General features: G+C 68.0%; 17 protein-coding genes. 6 read left to right on the forward strand and 11 right to left on the reverse strand.

Annotation, left to right across the window (positions count from 1 at the left end):
* Positions 1-5: 5 nt before the first annotated feature.
* The 4 genes from msrB to GRI40_RS07965 form a co-directional block, all read right to left on the reverse strand.
* Positions 6-428, reverse strand: coding sequence for a peptide-methionine (R)-S-oxide reductase MsrB (gene msrB / locus GRI40_RS07950; RefSeq protein WP_160610824.1), 423 nt, complete (start codon positions 426-428; stop codon positions 6-8).
* 59 nt (positions 429-487) lie between these two features.
* Positions 488-1,159 (reverse strand): glutathione S-transferase family protein, encoded by a 672-nt coding sequence (locus GRI40_RS07955; RefSeq protein ID WP_160610825.1) that lies wholly within the window; start codon positions 1,157-1,159, stop codon positions 488-490.
* Between the two features lie 68 nt (positions 1,160-1,227).
* Entirely contained in the window at positions 1,228-1,665 is a 438-nt protein-coding gene (locus tag GRI40_RS07960) for a hypothetical protein (RefSeq protein ID WP_160610826.1), read from the reverse strand.
* An 81-nt stretch (positions 1,666-1,746) separates the two neighbouring features.
* Positions 1,747-2,121: a hypothetical protein gene (locus tag GRI40_RS07965; protein ID WP_237489025.1), complete on the reverse strand. Its 375-nt coding sequence runs from the start codon at positions 2,119-2,121 to the stop codon at positions 1,747-1,749.
* A gap of 101 nt (positions 2,122-2,222) precedes the next feature.
* Between GRI40_RS07965 and GRI40_RS07970 the strand changes: the two genes are divergently transcribed.
* The 4 genes from GRI40_RS07970 (at position 2,223) to GRI40_RS07985 (ending at position 5,748) form a co-directional block, all read left to right on the forward strand.
* Positions 2,223-3,653 (forward strand): NAD-dependent succinate-semialdehyde dehydrogenase, encoded by a 1,431-nt coding sequence (locus tag GRI40_RS07970; protein ID WP_160610827.1) that lies wholly within the window; start codon positions 2,223-2,225, stop codon positions 3,651-3,653.
* A 27-nt stretch (positions 3,654-3,680) separates the two neighbouring features.
* Positions 3,681-4,793, forward strand: coding sequence for an S-(hydroxymethyl)glutathione dehydrogenase/class III alcohol dehydrogenase (locus GRI40_RS07975; protein ID WP_160610828.1), 1,113 nt, complete (start codon positions 3,681-3,683; stop codon positions 4,791-4,793).
* A 65-nt stretch (positions 4,794-4,858) separates the two neighbouring features.
* Positions 4,859-5,233, forward strand: a complete 375-nt coding sequence (locus GRI40_RS07980; RefSeq protein ID WP_160610829.1) for a VOC family protein — start codon at positions 4,859-4,861, stop codon at positions 5,231-5,233.
* A 38-nt stretch (positions 5,234-5,271) separates the two neighbouring features.
* Positions 5,272-5,748, forward strand: a complete 477-nt coding sequence (locus GRI40_RS07985; protein ID WP_160610830.1) for a prolyl-tRNA synthetase associated domain-containing protein — start codon at positions 5,272-5,274, stop codon at positions 5,746-5,748.
* 178 nt (positions 5,749-5,926) lie between these two features.
* Here GRI40_RS07985 and trmB read toward each other — a convergent pair whose 3' ends face one another.
* From trmB to lptB, 5 genes are all read right to left on the reverse strand, one after another.
* On the reverse strand, positions 5,927-6,628 hold the full coding sequence (gene trmB, locus GRI40_RS07990; RefSeq protein ID WP_160610831.1) for a tRNA (guanine(46)-N(7))-methyltransferase TrmB: 702 nt from the start codon (positions 6,626-6,628) through the stop codon (positions 5,927-5,929).
* A 17-nt stretch (positions 6,629-6,645) separates the two neighbouring features.
* On the reverse strand, positions 6,646-7,413 hold the full coding sequence (locus GRI40_RS07995) for a sulfite exporter TauE/SafE family protein (protein WP_420006873.1): 768 nt from the start codon (positions 7,411-7,413) through the stop codon (positions 6,646-6,648).
* Positions 7,414-7,577: 164 nt separating this feature from the next.
* Positions 7,578-8,273 carry a response regulator transcription factor CtrA gene (ctrA, locus tag GRI40_RS08000; RefSeq protein WP_160610833.1) on the reverse strand — a complete coding sequence of 232 codons (696 nt, stop codon included), beginning with the start codon at positions 8,271-8,273 and terminating at the stop codon, positions 7,578-7,580.
* Positions 8,274-8,450: 177 nt separating this feature from the next.
* Complete coding sequence (gene rpoN / locus GRI40_RS08005; protein WP_160610834.1) at positions 8,451-9,917, reverse strand: RNA polymerase factor sigma-54; 1,467 nt, start codon at positions 9,915-9,917, stop codon at positions 8,451-8,453.
* Between the two features lie 25 nt (positions 9,918-9,942).
* Entirely contained in the window at positions 9,943-10,749 is an 807-nt protein-coding gene (gene lptB, locus GRI40_RS08010; protein WP_160610835.1) for an LPS export ABC transporter ATP-binding protein, read from the reverse strand.
* 128 nt (positions 10,750-10,877) lie between these two features.
* Here lptB and GRI40_RS08015 point away from each other — a divergent pair, with 128 nt between their 5' ends.
* Entirely contained in the window at positions 10,878-11,324 is a 447-nt protein-coding gene (locus GRI40_RS08015) for a hypothetical protein (RefSeq protein ID WP_237489026.1), read from the forward strand.
* Positions 11,325-11,385: 61 nt separating this feature from the next.
* A complete protein-coding gene (locus GRI40_RS08020; RefSeq protein WP_160610836.1) occupies positions 11,386-12,732 on the forward strand; it encodes a TldD/PmbA family protein in 1,347 nt (448 codons plus the stop codon).
* Between the two features lie 67 nt (positions 12,733-12,799).
* Here the strand turns inward: GRI40_RS08020 and ppa are convergent, their stop codons facing one another.
* Together ppa and GRI40_RS08030 are read right to left on the reverse strand one after the other, a co-directional pair.
* Positions 12,800-13,336, reverse strand: coding sequence for an inorganic diphosphatase (gene ppa, locus GRI40_RS08025; protein WP_160610837.1), 537 nt, complete (start codon positions 13,334-13,336; stop codon positions 12,800-12,802).
* Positions 13,337-13,397: 61 nt separating this feature from the next.
* Positions 13,398-15,338: a M61 family metallopeptidase gene (locus tag GRI40_RS08030; protein ID WP_202390163.1), complete on the reverse strand. Its 1,941-nt coding sequence runs from the start codon at positions 15,336-15,338 to the stop codon at positions 13,398-13,400.
* Between the last annotated feature and the right edge of the window lie 94 nt (positions 15,339-15,432).

Here is a 15,432-nt window from a genome sequence, read left to right on the forward strand (position 1 = left end):
AACGGCTATTCCTCAGCGCCGGGCGCCCGTTCACGCGGCGCGAAATCGAGCGCGGCGGAATTGATGCAATACCGCAAGCCGCCCGCGTCGCGCGGCCCGTCGGGGAACACGTGGCCGAGGTGCCCTTCGCACGTCGCGCAGACCACTTCGGTCCGGACCATCCCGTGGCTTGCGTCCCGGTGTTCGGCCACCGCCCCTTTTGCCGCCGGCGCCGTGAAACTGGGCCAGCCGGAGCCGCTGTCATACTTGGTATCGCTTTCGAACAGGGTCTCGCCGCACCCCGCGCAGCGATAGGCGCCGGCGGCCTTGTTCTTGTCGTACTTCCCGGCGAACGCACGCTCCGTACCCGCTTGGCGCAGGACGTGATACTGTTCGGGGCTCAGCCGTTCGCGCCATTCGGCGTCGGTCAGCGTCTTGGGATCGGCCATGGGATTCTCCTTCGCGCGATCATATGGGAAAGGCAGCCCCGCCCCTCAACCTTCGCCTCTCAACCATCGACCTTGGCGTAATGGACCGGCGGCTGGATGACCTCCATCCGCTCCGTCAACAGGGGACGAAAGCTCGGCCGGCTCTTGAACACGGCATACCATCCGCGTGACTGTTCATGCCCGGTCCAGTCGATCCCGCCAAGGTAATCGGCGACCGAAATCTGCGCCGCGGCGGCAAGGTCCGCCAGGCTCATCGTACTTCCGCCAAGCCAGGCGCGCGTGTCCACCAGCCAGTCGATGTATTCGAGGTGTTCGTGCGCCAGCTTCATCGCCTCGCGCAGCACGCGGCTGTCAGGCGGCTGGCGCAGGACCAGCCGCTTCTTCATCCGTTCGTGAAGCAGGGGGGCGACGACATCGCCATGAAAATTCTCGTCGAACAGCGCCACCAGGCGGCGGATTTCGGCCCGGTTCGCGGCCGTGCCGTTGATCATCGCGGCCCGGTCGACCGTCTCTTCGAAGTATTCGCAGATCGCGCGGCTATCGGCGAGCACGATGCCCTTGGCGCTGTCCTCCAGCACCGGGGTGCGGCCGGCGGCATTCAGGCGCCAGAGCCCGTCAGAGGGATCCCACGGATTTTCCCGCCACAGTTCGTAGCCGACGCCCTTCTCGCTCAGCAGCAGGCGGACCTTGCGGCTGAATGGGCACAGGGGAAATTGATAGAGGCGCCACATGACCTGCCGGTCATGGACCAGCAACCGTCACAAATCCACCGGCCAGAACGACTTGCGGCGGGAAAATCTCAGTCGGCGGGCACCGTTGCGCTCGCCGCGCGATCCACGGCTTCGCGCATCCGGTCGGCCATTTCGCGTAAAGCCGGCATCATCGCGCCCACGCCGCCGGCCATCCCGGCGACCGCGCCCATCATCCGCGGCAGGCTTTCGCGCACCTTTGCGGGAATATCCTCCGCTCCGGGCGAAGTGCGGCGCAAGGTCATGTCCGGGTCAACGTCGCGCGGGTCTTCGCCGGCCGCCTCGGCCGCAGCGCGGGCAAGGGGGGCGAGCGGCACGTCGAGCATGGCCTCGGCCGCCGCCGCGACGCCGCCGGCGACGGCGTCCTGCATTGCGGGATCGCGCAGGGTCTGCTCGATCTCCGCTGCAGTCGCTTCCGTATCCTGCGCCGCGACGGACGTGGAGAGAACCGCCAGGGTCACGGCGGCGGTGATGGCAATGGGACGCACGCGTTGCCTCCTGAAGACAGGCCGATTTCTCGAGTCGGCACCCTAATGTCTTGCGGTTGACCCGCGCTGAACGGTGCGGCCTTAGAGGCCCGACGCGTCAAGCAGCAGCAGGCATGGCGGCATCGCGGCGGCGAGTGCGGCCGGGTCGGAAAGCGCGCGCGCCTGGGCGGTGATTTCCGCGGCGACCTGATCGCGGGTGCGGCCGGTCTCGTCCATGATCTGCGCGGAGGTTCGGACGAAGAATTCGCGCCCCCGCGGCATGATCTGCGGCCACTCGGCCCCCTCCCCCCGCGCCTGCAGCGAGGCGCCGAGGGCGAAGGCCGCCGCGCACTTCATCGCGGTGGATTGCTGAAGGGTCAGCGGGGCGGGGGCGGGGGCGGGCGTCGGCGCGGGCTGCTCCTGCGCCAGCGCAGGCGCGGCGAGGAGCACGGCAATCGGTATCAGGCGTGAGTGCATTCCGACGTCCTAACCCGACCGGGATGAACCGCGCCAGACCGTCCGCGCGGATTGACGCTGGGCCCCCGCGCCGGCATCGCGGGGTGCAAGGAGAATTCTCAATGGCCGATAAACTCGACAGTATGCCTCTCATTGCCGGCGAACCTGTGCGTGAGGGCGGACGCCAGGTGGGTGACGTGCTCAATCCCGCTACCGGCGAGCGGATCGGCGGCGTGACCCATGCCAATTCCGACGATCTCGATCGCGCGCTCGAGGCGGCGGCGCGCGGGTTCAAGGCCTGGCGCGGGAACGGCGCCGATCAGCGCGCGGCGATCCTGACCAGGGCCGCCGGCCTCATCCGCGAGCGCGCCGCCGCCATCGGCGAGACGATCACCCGCGAACAGGGCAAGCCGATCAAGGAAGCGGTGGGCGAAGTCGTCTATTGCGCCATGCTGCTGGAATTCTACGCCGGCGAGATCAAGCGCATCTACGGCCGCACGCTGGTGCGCCCGGCAGGCGCGCGGGTGGAGGTGCAGTACCATCCCGTCGGCCCGGTCGCGGGCTTCGCCGCGTGGAACTTCCCGGCGCTCAACGTCATGCGCAAGATCGGCGGCGCGCTGGCGGCGGGCTGCTCCACGATCGTCAAGCCTTCGGAAGAAACGCCGTCGGGCGGGCTGGCGCTGGTCCAGGCCCTGATCGATGCCGGCGTGCCGGGCGACGCGGTGCAGTGCGTGTTCGGCGAACCCGACGCGGTGAGCCGCCACCTGCTCGCCTCCCCCGTGATCCGCAAGGTCACCTTCACCGGCTCCACCGCGGTGGGCAAGCACCTGGCGAAGCTGGCGGCCGAGGATCTCAAGATCGCGACGATGGAGCTTGGCGGCCACGCGCCGGTGCTGGTGTTCGCCGACAGCGACATCGACGCCGCGCTCGACACGATGGCCGGCGCGAAGTTTCGCAACGCCGGCCAGGTCTGCGTCAGCCCCACCCGTTTCCTGGTGGAAGAACCGGTGTTCGAACGCTTTCGCGACGGGTTCGTCGAACGGGCCAGGGCGGTGAACGTCGGCGACGGCATGGACAAGGGCACGCAGATGGGCCCGATGGCGAGCGCCCGCGGGCTGGAGCGGATGGAATCGCTGATCGCCGATGCCACCGGCGCCGGCGCGAACCTCCTCACCGGCGGGGAGCGGATCGGCAACCAGGGCTATTTCCACCAACCGACAGTATTGTCCGAAGTGCCCACCAGCGCCGAGATCATGAACGAGGAACCCTTCGGCCCGATCGCGCTGATCAACCCGATGCCGGGCGAAGACGCGATGATCGCGGAGGCAAACCGCCTGCCCTATGGCCTTGCCGCCTATGCCTGGACGAAGGACCCGGCGCGCCGCCGCCGCCTGGCCGCGGAGATCGAGAGCGGGATGCTCGGCATCGAAGCCGCCAGCGTCTCGGCCGCGGACGCACCGTTTGGCGGGGTCAAGTGGTCAGGCTATGGCAGCGAGGACGGGCGCGAAGGCGTCATGGCCTGCATGGTCACCAAGACCGTCCACGAAGGCTGAACGCGGACACACGATGAGGATTTCCCGATGAAGACCAGAGCCGCCGTCGCCTTCGAAGCCAGGCAGCCGCTCGAGATCGTCGAGCTCGACCTCGAGGGGCCGAAGGCCGCCGAAGTGCTGGTGGAGATCATGGCCACCGGCATCTGCCACACCGATGCCTACACGCTGGACGGGCTCGATTCCGAAGGGCTGTTCCCAAGCATCCTGGGCCACGAAGGCGCCGGCATCGTGCGCGAAGTGGGCGCAGGCGTAACCAGCGTGAAGGCAGGGGACCACGTGATCCCGCTCTACACGCCCGAATGCGGCCAGTGCAAAAGCTGCCTTTCGGGCAAGACCAACCTGTGCACCGCGATCCGCGCCACGCAGGGCAAGGGCGTGATGCCCGATGGCACCAGCCGCTTTTCCTACAAGGGGCAGCCGATCTTCCATTACATGGGCTGTTCCACCTTTTCGAACTTCACCGTCCTGCCCGAAATCGCGGTCGCGAAGATCCGCGAGGACGCGCCGTTCCAGACGAGCTGCTACATCGGCTGCGGGGTGACCACCGGGGTCGGTGCGGTGATCAACACGGCGAAGGTCCAGCCCGGCGACAATGTCGTGGTGTTCGGCCTGGGCGGAATCGGCCTCAACGTGATCCAGGGTGCCCGGCTGGCCGGCGCGGCCCGCATCGTGGGGATCGACATCAATCCCGAACGCGAGGACTGGGGCCGCCGTTTCGGCATGACCGACTTCATCGACGCCCGGGGCCAGAGCCGCGAGGACACGATCGCCGCCGTCGCCGCGCTGACCGACGGCGGCGCGGACTACAGCTTCGACTGCACCGGCAATACCGAGGTGATGCGCACCGCGCTCGAATGCTGCCACCGGGGCTGGGGCACGTCGATCGTGATCGGCGTGGCCGAGGCCGGCAAGGAGATCGCCACCCGCCCGTTTCAGCTCGTCACCGGGCGCAACTGGCGCGGCACCGCGTTCGGCGGGGCGCGCGGGCGGACCGACGTGCCGAAGATCGTGGACATGTACATGGACGGGAAGATCGCGATCGATCCGATGATCACCCACGTGCTCACCCTCGAAGAGATCAACAAGGGCTTCGACCTGATGCACGCGGGCGAATCCATTCGCAGCGTGGTGGTCTATTGACGCATGCCGCGCCGCCGATACGAGTGGCGCGTCGCAACGCATTTTCACACCGAGGAGGCCAGGCAATGTACAGCCACATGATGGTGGGGTCGAACGACCTCGAACAGGCGAAGAGGTTCTACGACGCCACGTTCAAGGCGATCGGCGGGCGGGAAGGCAGCTACGATCCCAAGGGACGGCTGATGTACTTCCACAACAACAGCGCGTTCCTGGTGACCAAGCCGATCGACGGCCAGCCGGCGACGGCGGGCAACGGCTGCACGATCGGCTTCTCGATGACCCCGGAACAGGCCGATGCCTGGCACGCGGCGGGCGTCGCCAACGGCGGCACCGCGATCGAAGACCCGCCGGGCGAGCGTGAGGGATCGGGCATGTACCTGGCCTATCTCCGCGATCCCGACGGCAACAAGCTGTGCGCCCTGCATCGGATCCAGCAGTAACCACGTCCGGACCCGCGCTGCGCGGCGAGGCTGGCCTGATGGCCGATCTCGCCGCGCTGGGCATCGCGTTCGCGGCGCACGAACATGTCGCAGTGTTCACCGTTGCGGAAAGCCGCGCGATCGATGCCGCCATTCCCGGCGCGCACACCAAGAATCTGTTCCTGAAGGATGCGGCCGGCGCGTTCTGGCTGGTCACCGTGCCTGCCGATGCGCGCGTCGATCTCAAGGCCCTGCCGCAAGCGATCGGCTGCAAGCGGGTGAGCTTCGGCAAGCCGGACGACATGACGCGCCTCCTCGGCATTACCCCGGGCTCTGTCACCCCGCTGGCGATGATCGACGCCGCGCCGGGCAGCGTGACGGTGGTGCTGGAGCATGGCCTTGCCGCGGCTCCGCGGATCAACGTCCACCCGCTGCGCAACACCGGCACACTGGGTCTGGCGGGCGCCGACGTCCTGCGGCTGCTGCGGCATTGGGGCCATGCGCCGCTGGTGGCCGCGATTCCCATCGTGGACTGAAGGGTCTGCCTAGGTCTCTTGCGACCCCTTCCCCGTACGCTTCGGTGTGCGCGGGGGCTGGCCCGTAGCGGACGCGACGTTGCGCATTGCCTGGCCCGCTGCAATGACGCGGAACGCTGCCTTGAGACGGAAAAGTTCCGCCCAGGTCTGACAATCCCGAGGCTGGTGCAGCGGACGCTCACTTCCGCCGGAAGCGGAAATACCACACCTCGTGGCCGTAGACGGTGCGCGCCTTGTGTTCGTAGCGGGTTTCCGGCCAGCCGGAGGGGCGATTTCCCCAGCTCCCCCGGCCTTCCACCAGCCATTCGAATTCGCCCGTAAAGCGCCGCATGACCATCAGCGCGTGGCGCAGGTAGACCGCGTGGTCGGTGCCGAAGCGGAATTCGCCGCCCGGTTTCAGCTTGTCCGCGATCAGTTGCAGCGGGCCGTCGTTCATCATCCGCCGCTTGGCATGGCGCGCCTTGGGCCAGGGGTCGGGGTGAAGCAGGTAAACCATCGACAGCGCGCCGTCGGGGATCAGGCGGAGGACCTCCAGCGCATCGCCGAGGTGCAGGCGGACGTTCGCCAGCTTGCCGTCGCGTACATGGACCAGCGCCTGCGCCACCCCGTTGACGAAAGGCTCCGCGCCGATGAACCCGTGATCGGGCAGCAGGTCCGCCCGGTAGGCGAGGTGCTCCCCCCCGCCGAAGCCGATCTCGAAGTGCAGCGGACGATCGTCGCCGAACAGGCGGGCCGCCGTCACCGGCCCGTCCGTCGGCACGGCGATCTGGGGCAGGAGTGTATCGACCAGCGCCTGCTGGCCGGCGCGCAGCGGCTTGCCCTGGCTGCGGCCATAGAGGCGGTTGAGCGTGGTGGGATCGCCGGGTTTGTGCGCGGTCATGGGCCCGCGCCTAAACCCTATTTGATCCAGGCGGTCCAGACCCCGTAAGCGCTGGTGAGGGACAGCACGATGCCGACCAGGATCAGCATCCACTTGGCCGGAACGTGCTTTGCCGCCCAGGCGCCGAACGGCGCGCCGAACACGCCGCCTATCAGCAGGCCGAGCGTGGGCCCGGCAAGATCGGCGATGCCCAGGTGCCAGATGAACGCGGCGGAGATCGTCAGCGTCAGGAAGAATTCGACCGAGTTGACCGTGCCCACTACCTTGCGGGGATCCGCACCCTGGACCAGCAGGTTGGACGTCACCACCGGACCCCAGCCGCCGCCGCCCGCCGCATCGAGAAACCCGCCGACGAGGCCGAGCGGGGCGACATACTTCGCCTCCCGCTTCTTCGGCGGGTAGAGCAGTCCGCGCACCAGCAGGTACACGCCGATTCCGGTGAGGTAGAGCAGCACGAACGGTTTCACCGCGCCCGCGTCGATGTTCGACAACAGGTACGCGCCCATGACGCCGCCGATCACGCCCGGCACCAGCAGGCGCAGGAACAGCCTGAAGTCGATGTTCCGGTGGAACAGGTGGCTGAGGCCGGACGTCGCGGTGGTGAAGCATTCCACCACGTGCACCCGCTGCGATGCGATCGCGGGGGGGACGCCCAGCACGCCCACCAGCAGGGTGTTCATGATGACCCCGAACGCCATGCCCAGCGCCCCGTCGACGAGCTGCGCGGCGAAACCGATCGCGATGAACGGCAGCAGGACCATGAGATCGAATTCGCCGAAATGCATCATCAGCCGATGACTGCCGGTCGCGGCGGCGGCGGGAAACAAAGAAAAACTAGGCGGACGGCCCGGAACCGGCGCGCAGGAATGAAAAAACCGCCCGGACCGCTACGGCGCCGGGCGGTTTCTTTCCCCGTCCAGAAGGAAACGGTGTGTCCGGATTCGGGCGGTCAGGCCGCCTCGGCCGCGTCATTCGGGTCGCGCAGCACGTAGCCGCGGCCCCACACGGTCTCGATGTAGTTTTCGCCGCTGCACGCGTGGCTCAGTTTCTTGCGCAGCTTGCAGATGAACACGTCGATGATCTTGAGCTCGGGCTCGTCCATCCCGCCATACAGGTGGTTGAGGAACATTTCCTTGGTCAGCGTGGTGCCCTTGCGCAAGCTGAGCAGCTCCAGCATCGCGTATTCCTTGCCCGTCAGGTGGACCCGGGCGCTGTCGACCTCGACCGTCTTGGCGTCGAGGTTCACGGCGAGCTTGCCGGTGCGGATGACCGACTGGCTGTGCCCCTTCGACCGGCGGACGACGGCGTGGATGCGGGCAACCAGTTCCTCGCGGTGGAACGGCTTGGTGACGTAATCGTCCGCGCCGAAACCGAAGCTGCGGATCTTGGAGTCCATCTCCGCCACGCCCGAAAGGATCAGCACGGGCGTCTGCACCTTGGCGACGCGCAGCTTCTTCAGCACGTCGTACCCGTGCATGTCGGGCAGATTGAGATCGAGCAGGATGATGTCGTAATCATACAGCTTGCCCAGATCCAGGCCTTCCTCGCCGAGATCGGTCTGGTAGACATTGAATCCTTCGGTCGTGAGCATAAGCTCGATCGCCTTGGCCGTGGTCGGCTCGTCCTCGATCAGCAACACGCGCATGGCCAGGTCCCCCCTGAGTGCCCCTAATGTCCGCGAACGGATAACCCCGATGACAGGGTGTGTTCGCGGTTAACCACAAAACATCTGAAGGAAAAAGGTTAACGAGGCGTAAAGCGCGGCACCGCAAAGCACCGGGTCATTTCGGCAACAGGTTGGTTTCGCCCCCGCTCCGCCCTGTCAGAGAGATGCCAGCTTCTTGGCTCGGCGGCGCTGCACGCTGCTGCCGATGCCAAGCGATTCGCGGTATTTCGCTACGGTCCGCCGGGCGAGGTCGAAGCCCTTGCCCTTGAGCAGGTCCACCAGGGTATCGTCGCTGAGGACAGCCGCGGGGTCTTCCGCCGCGATCAGTTCGGCGATCGCGGCCTTCACCGCTTCGGCGCTGGCGGTCCCTTCCCCGTCCGCCGTCGCCACGCCGCTGGTGAAGAAGTATTTCAGTTCGAACGTGCCGCGCGGGCAGGTGAGATACTTGTTGCTGGTCACCCGGCTGACGGTGCTTTCATGCAGGTCCACCGCCTCGGCCACCGCGCGCAGGGTCAGCGGCTTGAGCTCCGCAACCCCGCGGCGGAAGAACCCGTCCTGGCGCTTCACGATCTCGGCGGCGACCTTGAGGATCGTACGCGCCCGCTGGTCGAGCGCCTTCAGGAGCCAGTTCGCTTCGGCCAGCTGTTCCTTCAGCCAGCCATGGGCCAGCCGATCCCGGCAGCCGGCCTTCAGTTCCAGATAGTACGTCCGGTTGACGATCAGCCGCGGCAGCGTCGCCTCGTTCAGCGCCAGCGCCCAATCCGCGTCATTGGCGGGGACGAGGAGGATATCGGGCGTCACCGCCGCCTCGCCCCCGCCACCGAAGCGCAGGCCCGGGCGCGGATCGTAACGGCGGAGTTCGGCGAGCATGTCGGCGAAATCCTCGTCATCGACTTCGCACATGCGCTTCAATCGCGCGACATCGCCGCGGGCGACAAGCTCCAGGTTGTCGATCAGGCGCGCCATGCACGGATCGTAGCGGTCCGCCTCCTTCGCCTGGAGCGCGATGCATTCGGCAAGGGTCCGCGCGCCGACGCCGGTGGGATCGAGCGACTGGACCACGGCCAGCGCCCGCTCCACTTCGGCCAAGGGCAGTCCCAGCGTGGCGGCGATCTCGGCAAGGGGCACCGTGAGGTAGCCCGCATCGTCGAGCTGATCGATCAGCGCCCGCGCAACGAACGTCTCGCGCGCGTCGCCCGCCACCGCGCCGACTTGCGCATGGAGATGCTCGGCCAGGCTGGGGCCACCCGCGGCGGCGCGCTCGTCGATCGCGGGACCCTCGGCCGCGGGGGCGGAAGAATGGCCGGCGCTCCAGTCGCCGTCGCCGGTGTCCCGGTCATGGTCGAGCGTGCCCGGGTCGATGTCCAGCGCGCCATCGCCCCCCGCGCTGTCTGCACCCGGCTCAGCCGGCAGGAGATCGGTTGCATCGGAAGCTGCATCGGGGGCCGCGTTCTCGCGGCTTGTCTCGCCCATCTCCAGCAGCGGGTTCGCCTCGAGCGCCTGGCCGATAAAGGTCTCGAGCTCCAGGTTCGACAGCGCCAGCAGCTTGATCGCCTGCTGCAACTGCGGCGTCATTACCAGCGATTGCGACTGCCGCAGGTCGAGACGCGGACCGAGTGCCATGGTCAGCCCGGGGCGCGGTGGCCGGTCACAGGGTGAAGTTCTCACCCAGGTAGAGGCGCCGCACGTTCTCGTCCGCCACCAGCGCCTGCGGCGTGCCGGCGAACAGCACCTGCCCGCCATAGATGATGCACGCGCGGTCGACGATCTCCAGCGTCTCGCGCACGTTGTGGTCGGTGATGAGCACACCGATCCCGCGGGTCTTGAGATCCTTCACCAGGTCGCGGATGTCGCTGATCGACAGGGGATCGATGCCGGCAAAGGGTTCGTCGAGCAGCATGATGGACGGTTTTGCCGCCAGCGCGCGGGCGATCTCGCACCGCCGCCGCTCCCCGCCCGAAAGCGCCATCGCCGGGCTGGTCCGAAGCCGCGTGAGGCCGAATTCCTCGAGCAGCCGATCAAGCTCCGCCGCGCGGGTCGCCTTGTCGGGCTCTCCCAGTTCGAGCACGCAGTTGATGTTCTGTTCCACCGTCATGCCGCGGAAGATGCTGGTTTCCTGCGGCAGGTAGCCGAGGCCCAGGATCGCCCGGCGATACATCGGCAGCTTCGTCACATCCTCCCCATCCATCAGGATGCGGCCCGAATCGGGACGGACGAGACCCATGATGGAATAGAAGCAGGTCGTCTTGCCCGCCCCGTTGGGGCCGAGCAGGCCCAGCACCTCGCCCTTGCCGACCGTCAGCGAGATGTCGCTCAGCACCGATCGCTTGTCGTAGCTCTTGGCGATCGAGATCACCTCCAGCCCGCCGTTGGGCAGGGGCGCGGTGGCATCAGCCACCGGCAGGTGGCCGGCGCCCGAACCGGGCGCGGGGGCGGCAAGATCCACGGTGCTCATCGTCCGATCATTTAGCACCGTGGGACCACGTGAAAACCCCGGCTGGCAGGTTTCGTGCATGGCGCAAGGATGCGCAGCGCTTGCCCCTGCAAGGGTGCGCAAACCGCACGGGATAAGTCCCCTTGCACATGGGTTGCGAATTTGAGACACTCGGCGGCGGAGAGATGACTGGGGAGAACTGGGCTATGCCCGAGGCGACGAAGCGCGGCATTCATGTGCATGCGCACGATACGGCGGCGACCGGCCGCAAGCTGGACTGGCGCAAGCGCATGAGCGACAACATCGCCTATGCCCTGCTGGTCTATACCGGACTGCAGATCTTCGTGACCATCCACGCGCTGAAGGCCGGTTCGACTTCGCTGCTGCCCTATCTCGCGCTCGTCGTGCTCGTCGCCGCGATCATTCCTGCCTGCCGCATGTTCGAAAGCCGCTGGATCGGCATTTCCGACGAAGCCGCCGCCGACCCGGCCTTGCGGGGCCCGTTCCGCCGCGATGCGATCCTGCTCTGGATGCTCGCAATCGGCCTTCCCTTCGTGCTCACCGGCATCTTCAAGGGGATCGCCGCGATCGCCTGACGGGCGCGCTTCCAGCGGCGGCAGGCTTGCCCCGATCGTCCCGGGCACCTAGCTGCCCCCGATGCTGATTCAGGACCTTATCGACTCCGCCGCCGCGCTGGTCGCTACGGCGCGCCGTCACGGAGCGGACGGCGCCGACGCGGTGGCGCGCGCCAGTTCCGCGCAATCGGTCAGCGTCCGCCTGGGCGCGCTGGAGGATATCGACCGTTCCGAAGGAGTCGAGATCGGCTTGCGCGCCTTTGTCGGCAACCGTTCCGCCAGCGTCTCGACCAGCGACCTCAGCCGGGCCGGCATGGAAGAGCTCGCGATGCGCGCCGTAGCCATGGCGCGCCATGCGCCCGAGGACGAATACGCGGCACTCGCGCCCGCAGATGCGCTGGCCAACCCGGCGCGCATGCCTGCGCTCGACCTGGCGGATCGTGCCGAACTTTCCCCCGCACAGCTGCGCGATCGTGCCGCCGAGGTGGAAGACGCCGCCCGCGCCGTCGCAGGCGTGCGCAACAGCGAAGGGGGATCGGCCGGGATGTCCCGGGGTGCGGTGGCGCTGGTAACCAGCACGGGGTTCGCCGCCGGCTACGAAGGATCGCACCATTCACTGCACGCCAGCGTGATCGCCGGCGAAGGGGCCCGGATGCAGCGCGACCATGCCCTGCGCAGCGCCCGGCACCTGGCCGACCTGCCGACGGCGCAGGAAATCGGAACGCTGGCGGGGGAGCGTGCCGCCCGCCGGCTCGATCCCGGCAGCCCGCCGGCAGGGCGCCTGCCGGTGGTGTTCGACGCCCGCGTTTCGGCATCGCTGGTGAGCCACCTGTTCGGCGCGATGGCGGCGCCCTCCCTCGCCCGCCGGGCAAGTTTCCTGGCGGACCGGCGGGATGCCGCGCTGTTTTCCGATGGCATCCGGCTGGTGGAGGACCCCTTACGTCCGCGCGGCCCGGCGTCCCGCCCGTTCGACGGCGAAGGCATCGCCTGCGTCCCGCGCGTTCTGGTCGAGCATGGCCGGGTGCAATGCTGGCCTTCGAACGTCGCGTCGGCCGCGCAGCTCGGCTTGCCGCTCACCGGCCATGCCGCGCGCGGATCGGCCGGCGCACCCAGCGTGAGCGCCACTAACGTGGACCTCATGCCGGCGGAAGAAACGCTGGCGGCGATGATCGCCGATATCCGCGAAGGCGTGCTGGTCGATTACCTGATCGGTCAGGGCGTGAACCTGGTCACTGGCGACTACAGCCGCGGCGCGGCGGGGCGGCGCATCGTCGATGGCCAGATCGAAGGGCCGATCGCAGGCTTCACCATCGCGGGCAACCTGGTGGACATGTTCGCCGCGATGCGCGTCGCCGACGACCTCGAATGCTGGCGATCGATCAACGCGCCGAGCATCCGGGTTGATGGAATGACCGTGGCGACAGCCTGATCGGGCGCCGTTTCACCGACAGGGCGCGCTTCGGCTGCCCCCAGCGCGGCGCGTCACCCGGCGGGTATCAGTCGCCCTTGGCCGCGTAGCGGTCGATCGCCTCGATCACCAGGCGGCGCGCCTCTTCCGCATCGCCCCACTTGCCGACCCGCACCCACTTCTCGGCTTCCAAGTCCTTGTAGTGCGTGAAGAAGTGCTCGATCTGCTGGAAGATGATCGAAGGCAGGTCCTTCGTCTCGGCGACGTCGGAATAATAAGGGAAGGTTGTGTCGATCGGCACGCAGATGAGCTTCTCGTCGCCGCCGTGCTCGTCTTCCAGGTGCAGCACGCCGATGGGCCGGGCGCGCACCACGCATCCGGGGATGAACGGGCTGCGGCTGATGACCAGCGCATCGATCGGGTCGCCATCGTCGGACAGGGTGTGCGGCACGAAGCCGTAGTTCGCCGGGTAGCGCATCGGCGTGTGCAGGATGCGGTCAACGAACAACGCGCCGCTTGCCTTGTCGAATTCGTACTTCACCGGCTCGCCCCCGGTGGGGACCTCGATGATGACATTGAGGCTTTCGGGCGGATTGTCGCCGACGGGAATCTTTTCGATCTGCATGGCGCGCGCCTCTAGCGGCGGCCATTATGCGCCGCAACAGGGATAACGGTGCCGCCTTGCGTCAGTTACCGGTTCTGGGCGCGAGCAGGCGATCGAGCGGCTGCGTGCCCGTGCCGGCCGGCTCGATCCACGGGAAGCGCAGGCCGCCGTTCCATTTCACGTCCACCGTATCGAACCGGTCGCCGCGCTTCACGATCAGCCGGATGGGCCGGTCCGTCCCCTTGGCGTCCTTGACGGCCGCGGTCAGCCGGTCGCGGGAAAAGGCAAGGCCATCGACGGATACGATCGTCGTCCCCGGCAGCAGCCCGGCGTCGAATCCCGGGCTGCCCCAATGGGTGCCGCTCACCGCGCCGTCGCTGCCGACGCTGAAGCCGAGCGACCAGGTGAAGTCGCCCGCCGCGCCGCCAGAGCGGGTGAACGGATTGGGCTCCTCCTTCCACACCAGGCGATACCCGGCCATCTCGATACCCTTCAGCGGCGCCGGCTGGCCCGGCTGCCGGAACCGCGTGTCGAGGAACGTGGCCCAGTCGTGGGGGTAAACCGCGTTCAGCGCTGCCACCACATCCTCGAAGGTATAGGTCCGCACGCCCCAATCCCCTTCGCGCGTGCCGAAGAACGCGCGGGCGAAATGCTCCAGCCCGCGCCGCTCGCCGGTGCCGCGCCGGATGATCTGGTCCGCCTCCAGCCAGATCAGCGCGCTTTCATTGTAATAGTCCGTTCCGCGCGACAGCGAGGCGAAGGGCTGCGGCTTGCGGTAGGCGAGCGCGGGGTTGAACGTGGTGTCCTCCACCGAACGCCAGCCTCGCCCTGCCTGCGCCGCGTAATAGGCGGCGTTGCTGGCGATCTCTCCCAGTGCGACTTCCTTGGGCTGGAGGCCGGACCGGGCGGCCAGGATCGAATCCCAGAAGCTCGTCTGGCCTTCATAGACCCACAGCAATGCTCCCGAGGTGGGCGTGTGGTAATCGGGCGCCCACAACGCCGCCGGGCGGCGATGCTTGCCGTTCCAGCTATGGATCATCTCGTGCGGCAGCAATCCGCGCTGGTGGGCCGTCCCGTTCCAGTCCGTATAGCCGTTGCCGCTGAAGGTGTTCTCGCTCGACCGGTGATGTTCCAGCCCGATGCCGCCGAGTTCGTCAGTCAGCGCGACCAGGAATTCGTAGCGGTCGAATTGCCGCGTGCCGAACAGGGCGATCGCCTCTGCCACCAGCTTGCGGTGCGCGGGAAGCATTTCCGGCGGGGCGGCGAGCTGGCGCGGGTGATCGGCGAACACGTTGAGCCGCACGTTCTGCCCCAGGTCCCAGCTTCGCGCATGCGCGCCGGCGAAGACCGGGGAATCGACCAGCGTCTCGTAATCGGTTTCCGCCCAGATCACATCGCGGCCCTGCACCGTCTGCCCGTCGAGCGCGGCGGCCGCCGTCCAGCCTTCCGGCAGGGTGAGGCGCGGGGCGACGCGAATGCGGCGCACGGCGTGGCCCACGGGGTACAGACTGATCTTTTCCCACTGCACGTTGGCGATCGCCTGGGTCATCAGCGGCCGCCAGTCGCCGGTGGTGAACGGGTTGGTGTAGGTGAGATGCGCCATTACCTCGCGCGCGCCTTCGGGCAGGCTGATGCGGAACGCGTAAGGCTCGCCCGCGTCCCGCTCCCATTCCAGCGGCGCGCCGCCGGCGGTGAAGCGCACGTCGCCGATGCGGTGAATCTGGCCGGTCGGGCCGTGATTGCCCGGCAGCCACTTCGGGTAGAGCAGCACCAGTTCGCGCGTGCCTGGCGCCACGGGCACGGTCTGCACCGCGCGCATCGTGCGCCCGATCGTGTCGCTGGCATCGACGTGCAACGTCATCGTGCCGGGGTAGGCAACGTCCGCGCTCGGCGGCAGGGGCGGGGCCAGCGGCGCGGCGGCGACCGGCGGCATCGACCGTACCGGGCCCTGGGCTTGGACGGGGGCCGAGAGCACAAGGGCGAGCGGCAGGGCGGCGACAGCGGTCAGGAAACGGATAGGCATGCCCCGCCGCATGGGGCAGCCACCGCGCCCGCGCAAGCACGGCTTCGACGAGCGCCTTTCGCCGCCGGGGCGAACGCGCTAACGGCGCCGACGA

Source organism: Tsuneonella aeria, from assembly GCF_009827495.1.
GTDB lineage: Bacteria > Pseudomonadota > Alphaproteobacteria > Sphingomonadales > Sphingomonadaceae > Tsuneonella > Tsuneonella aeria.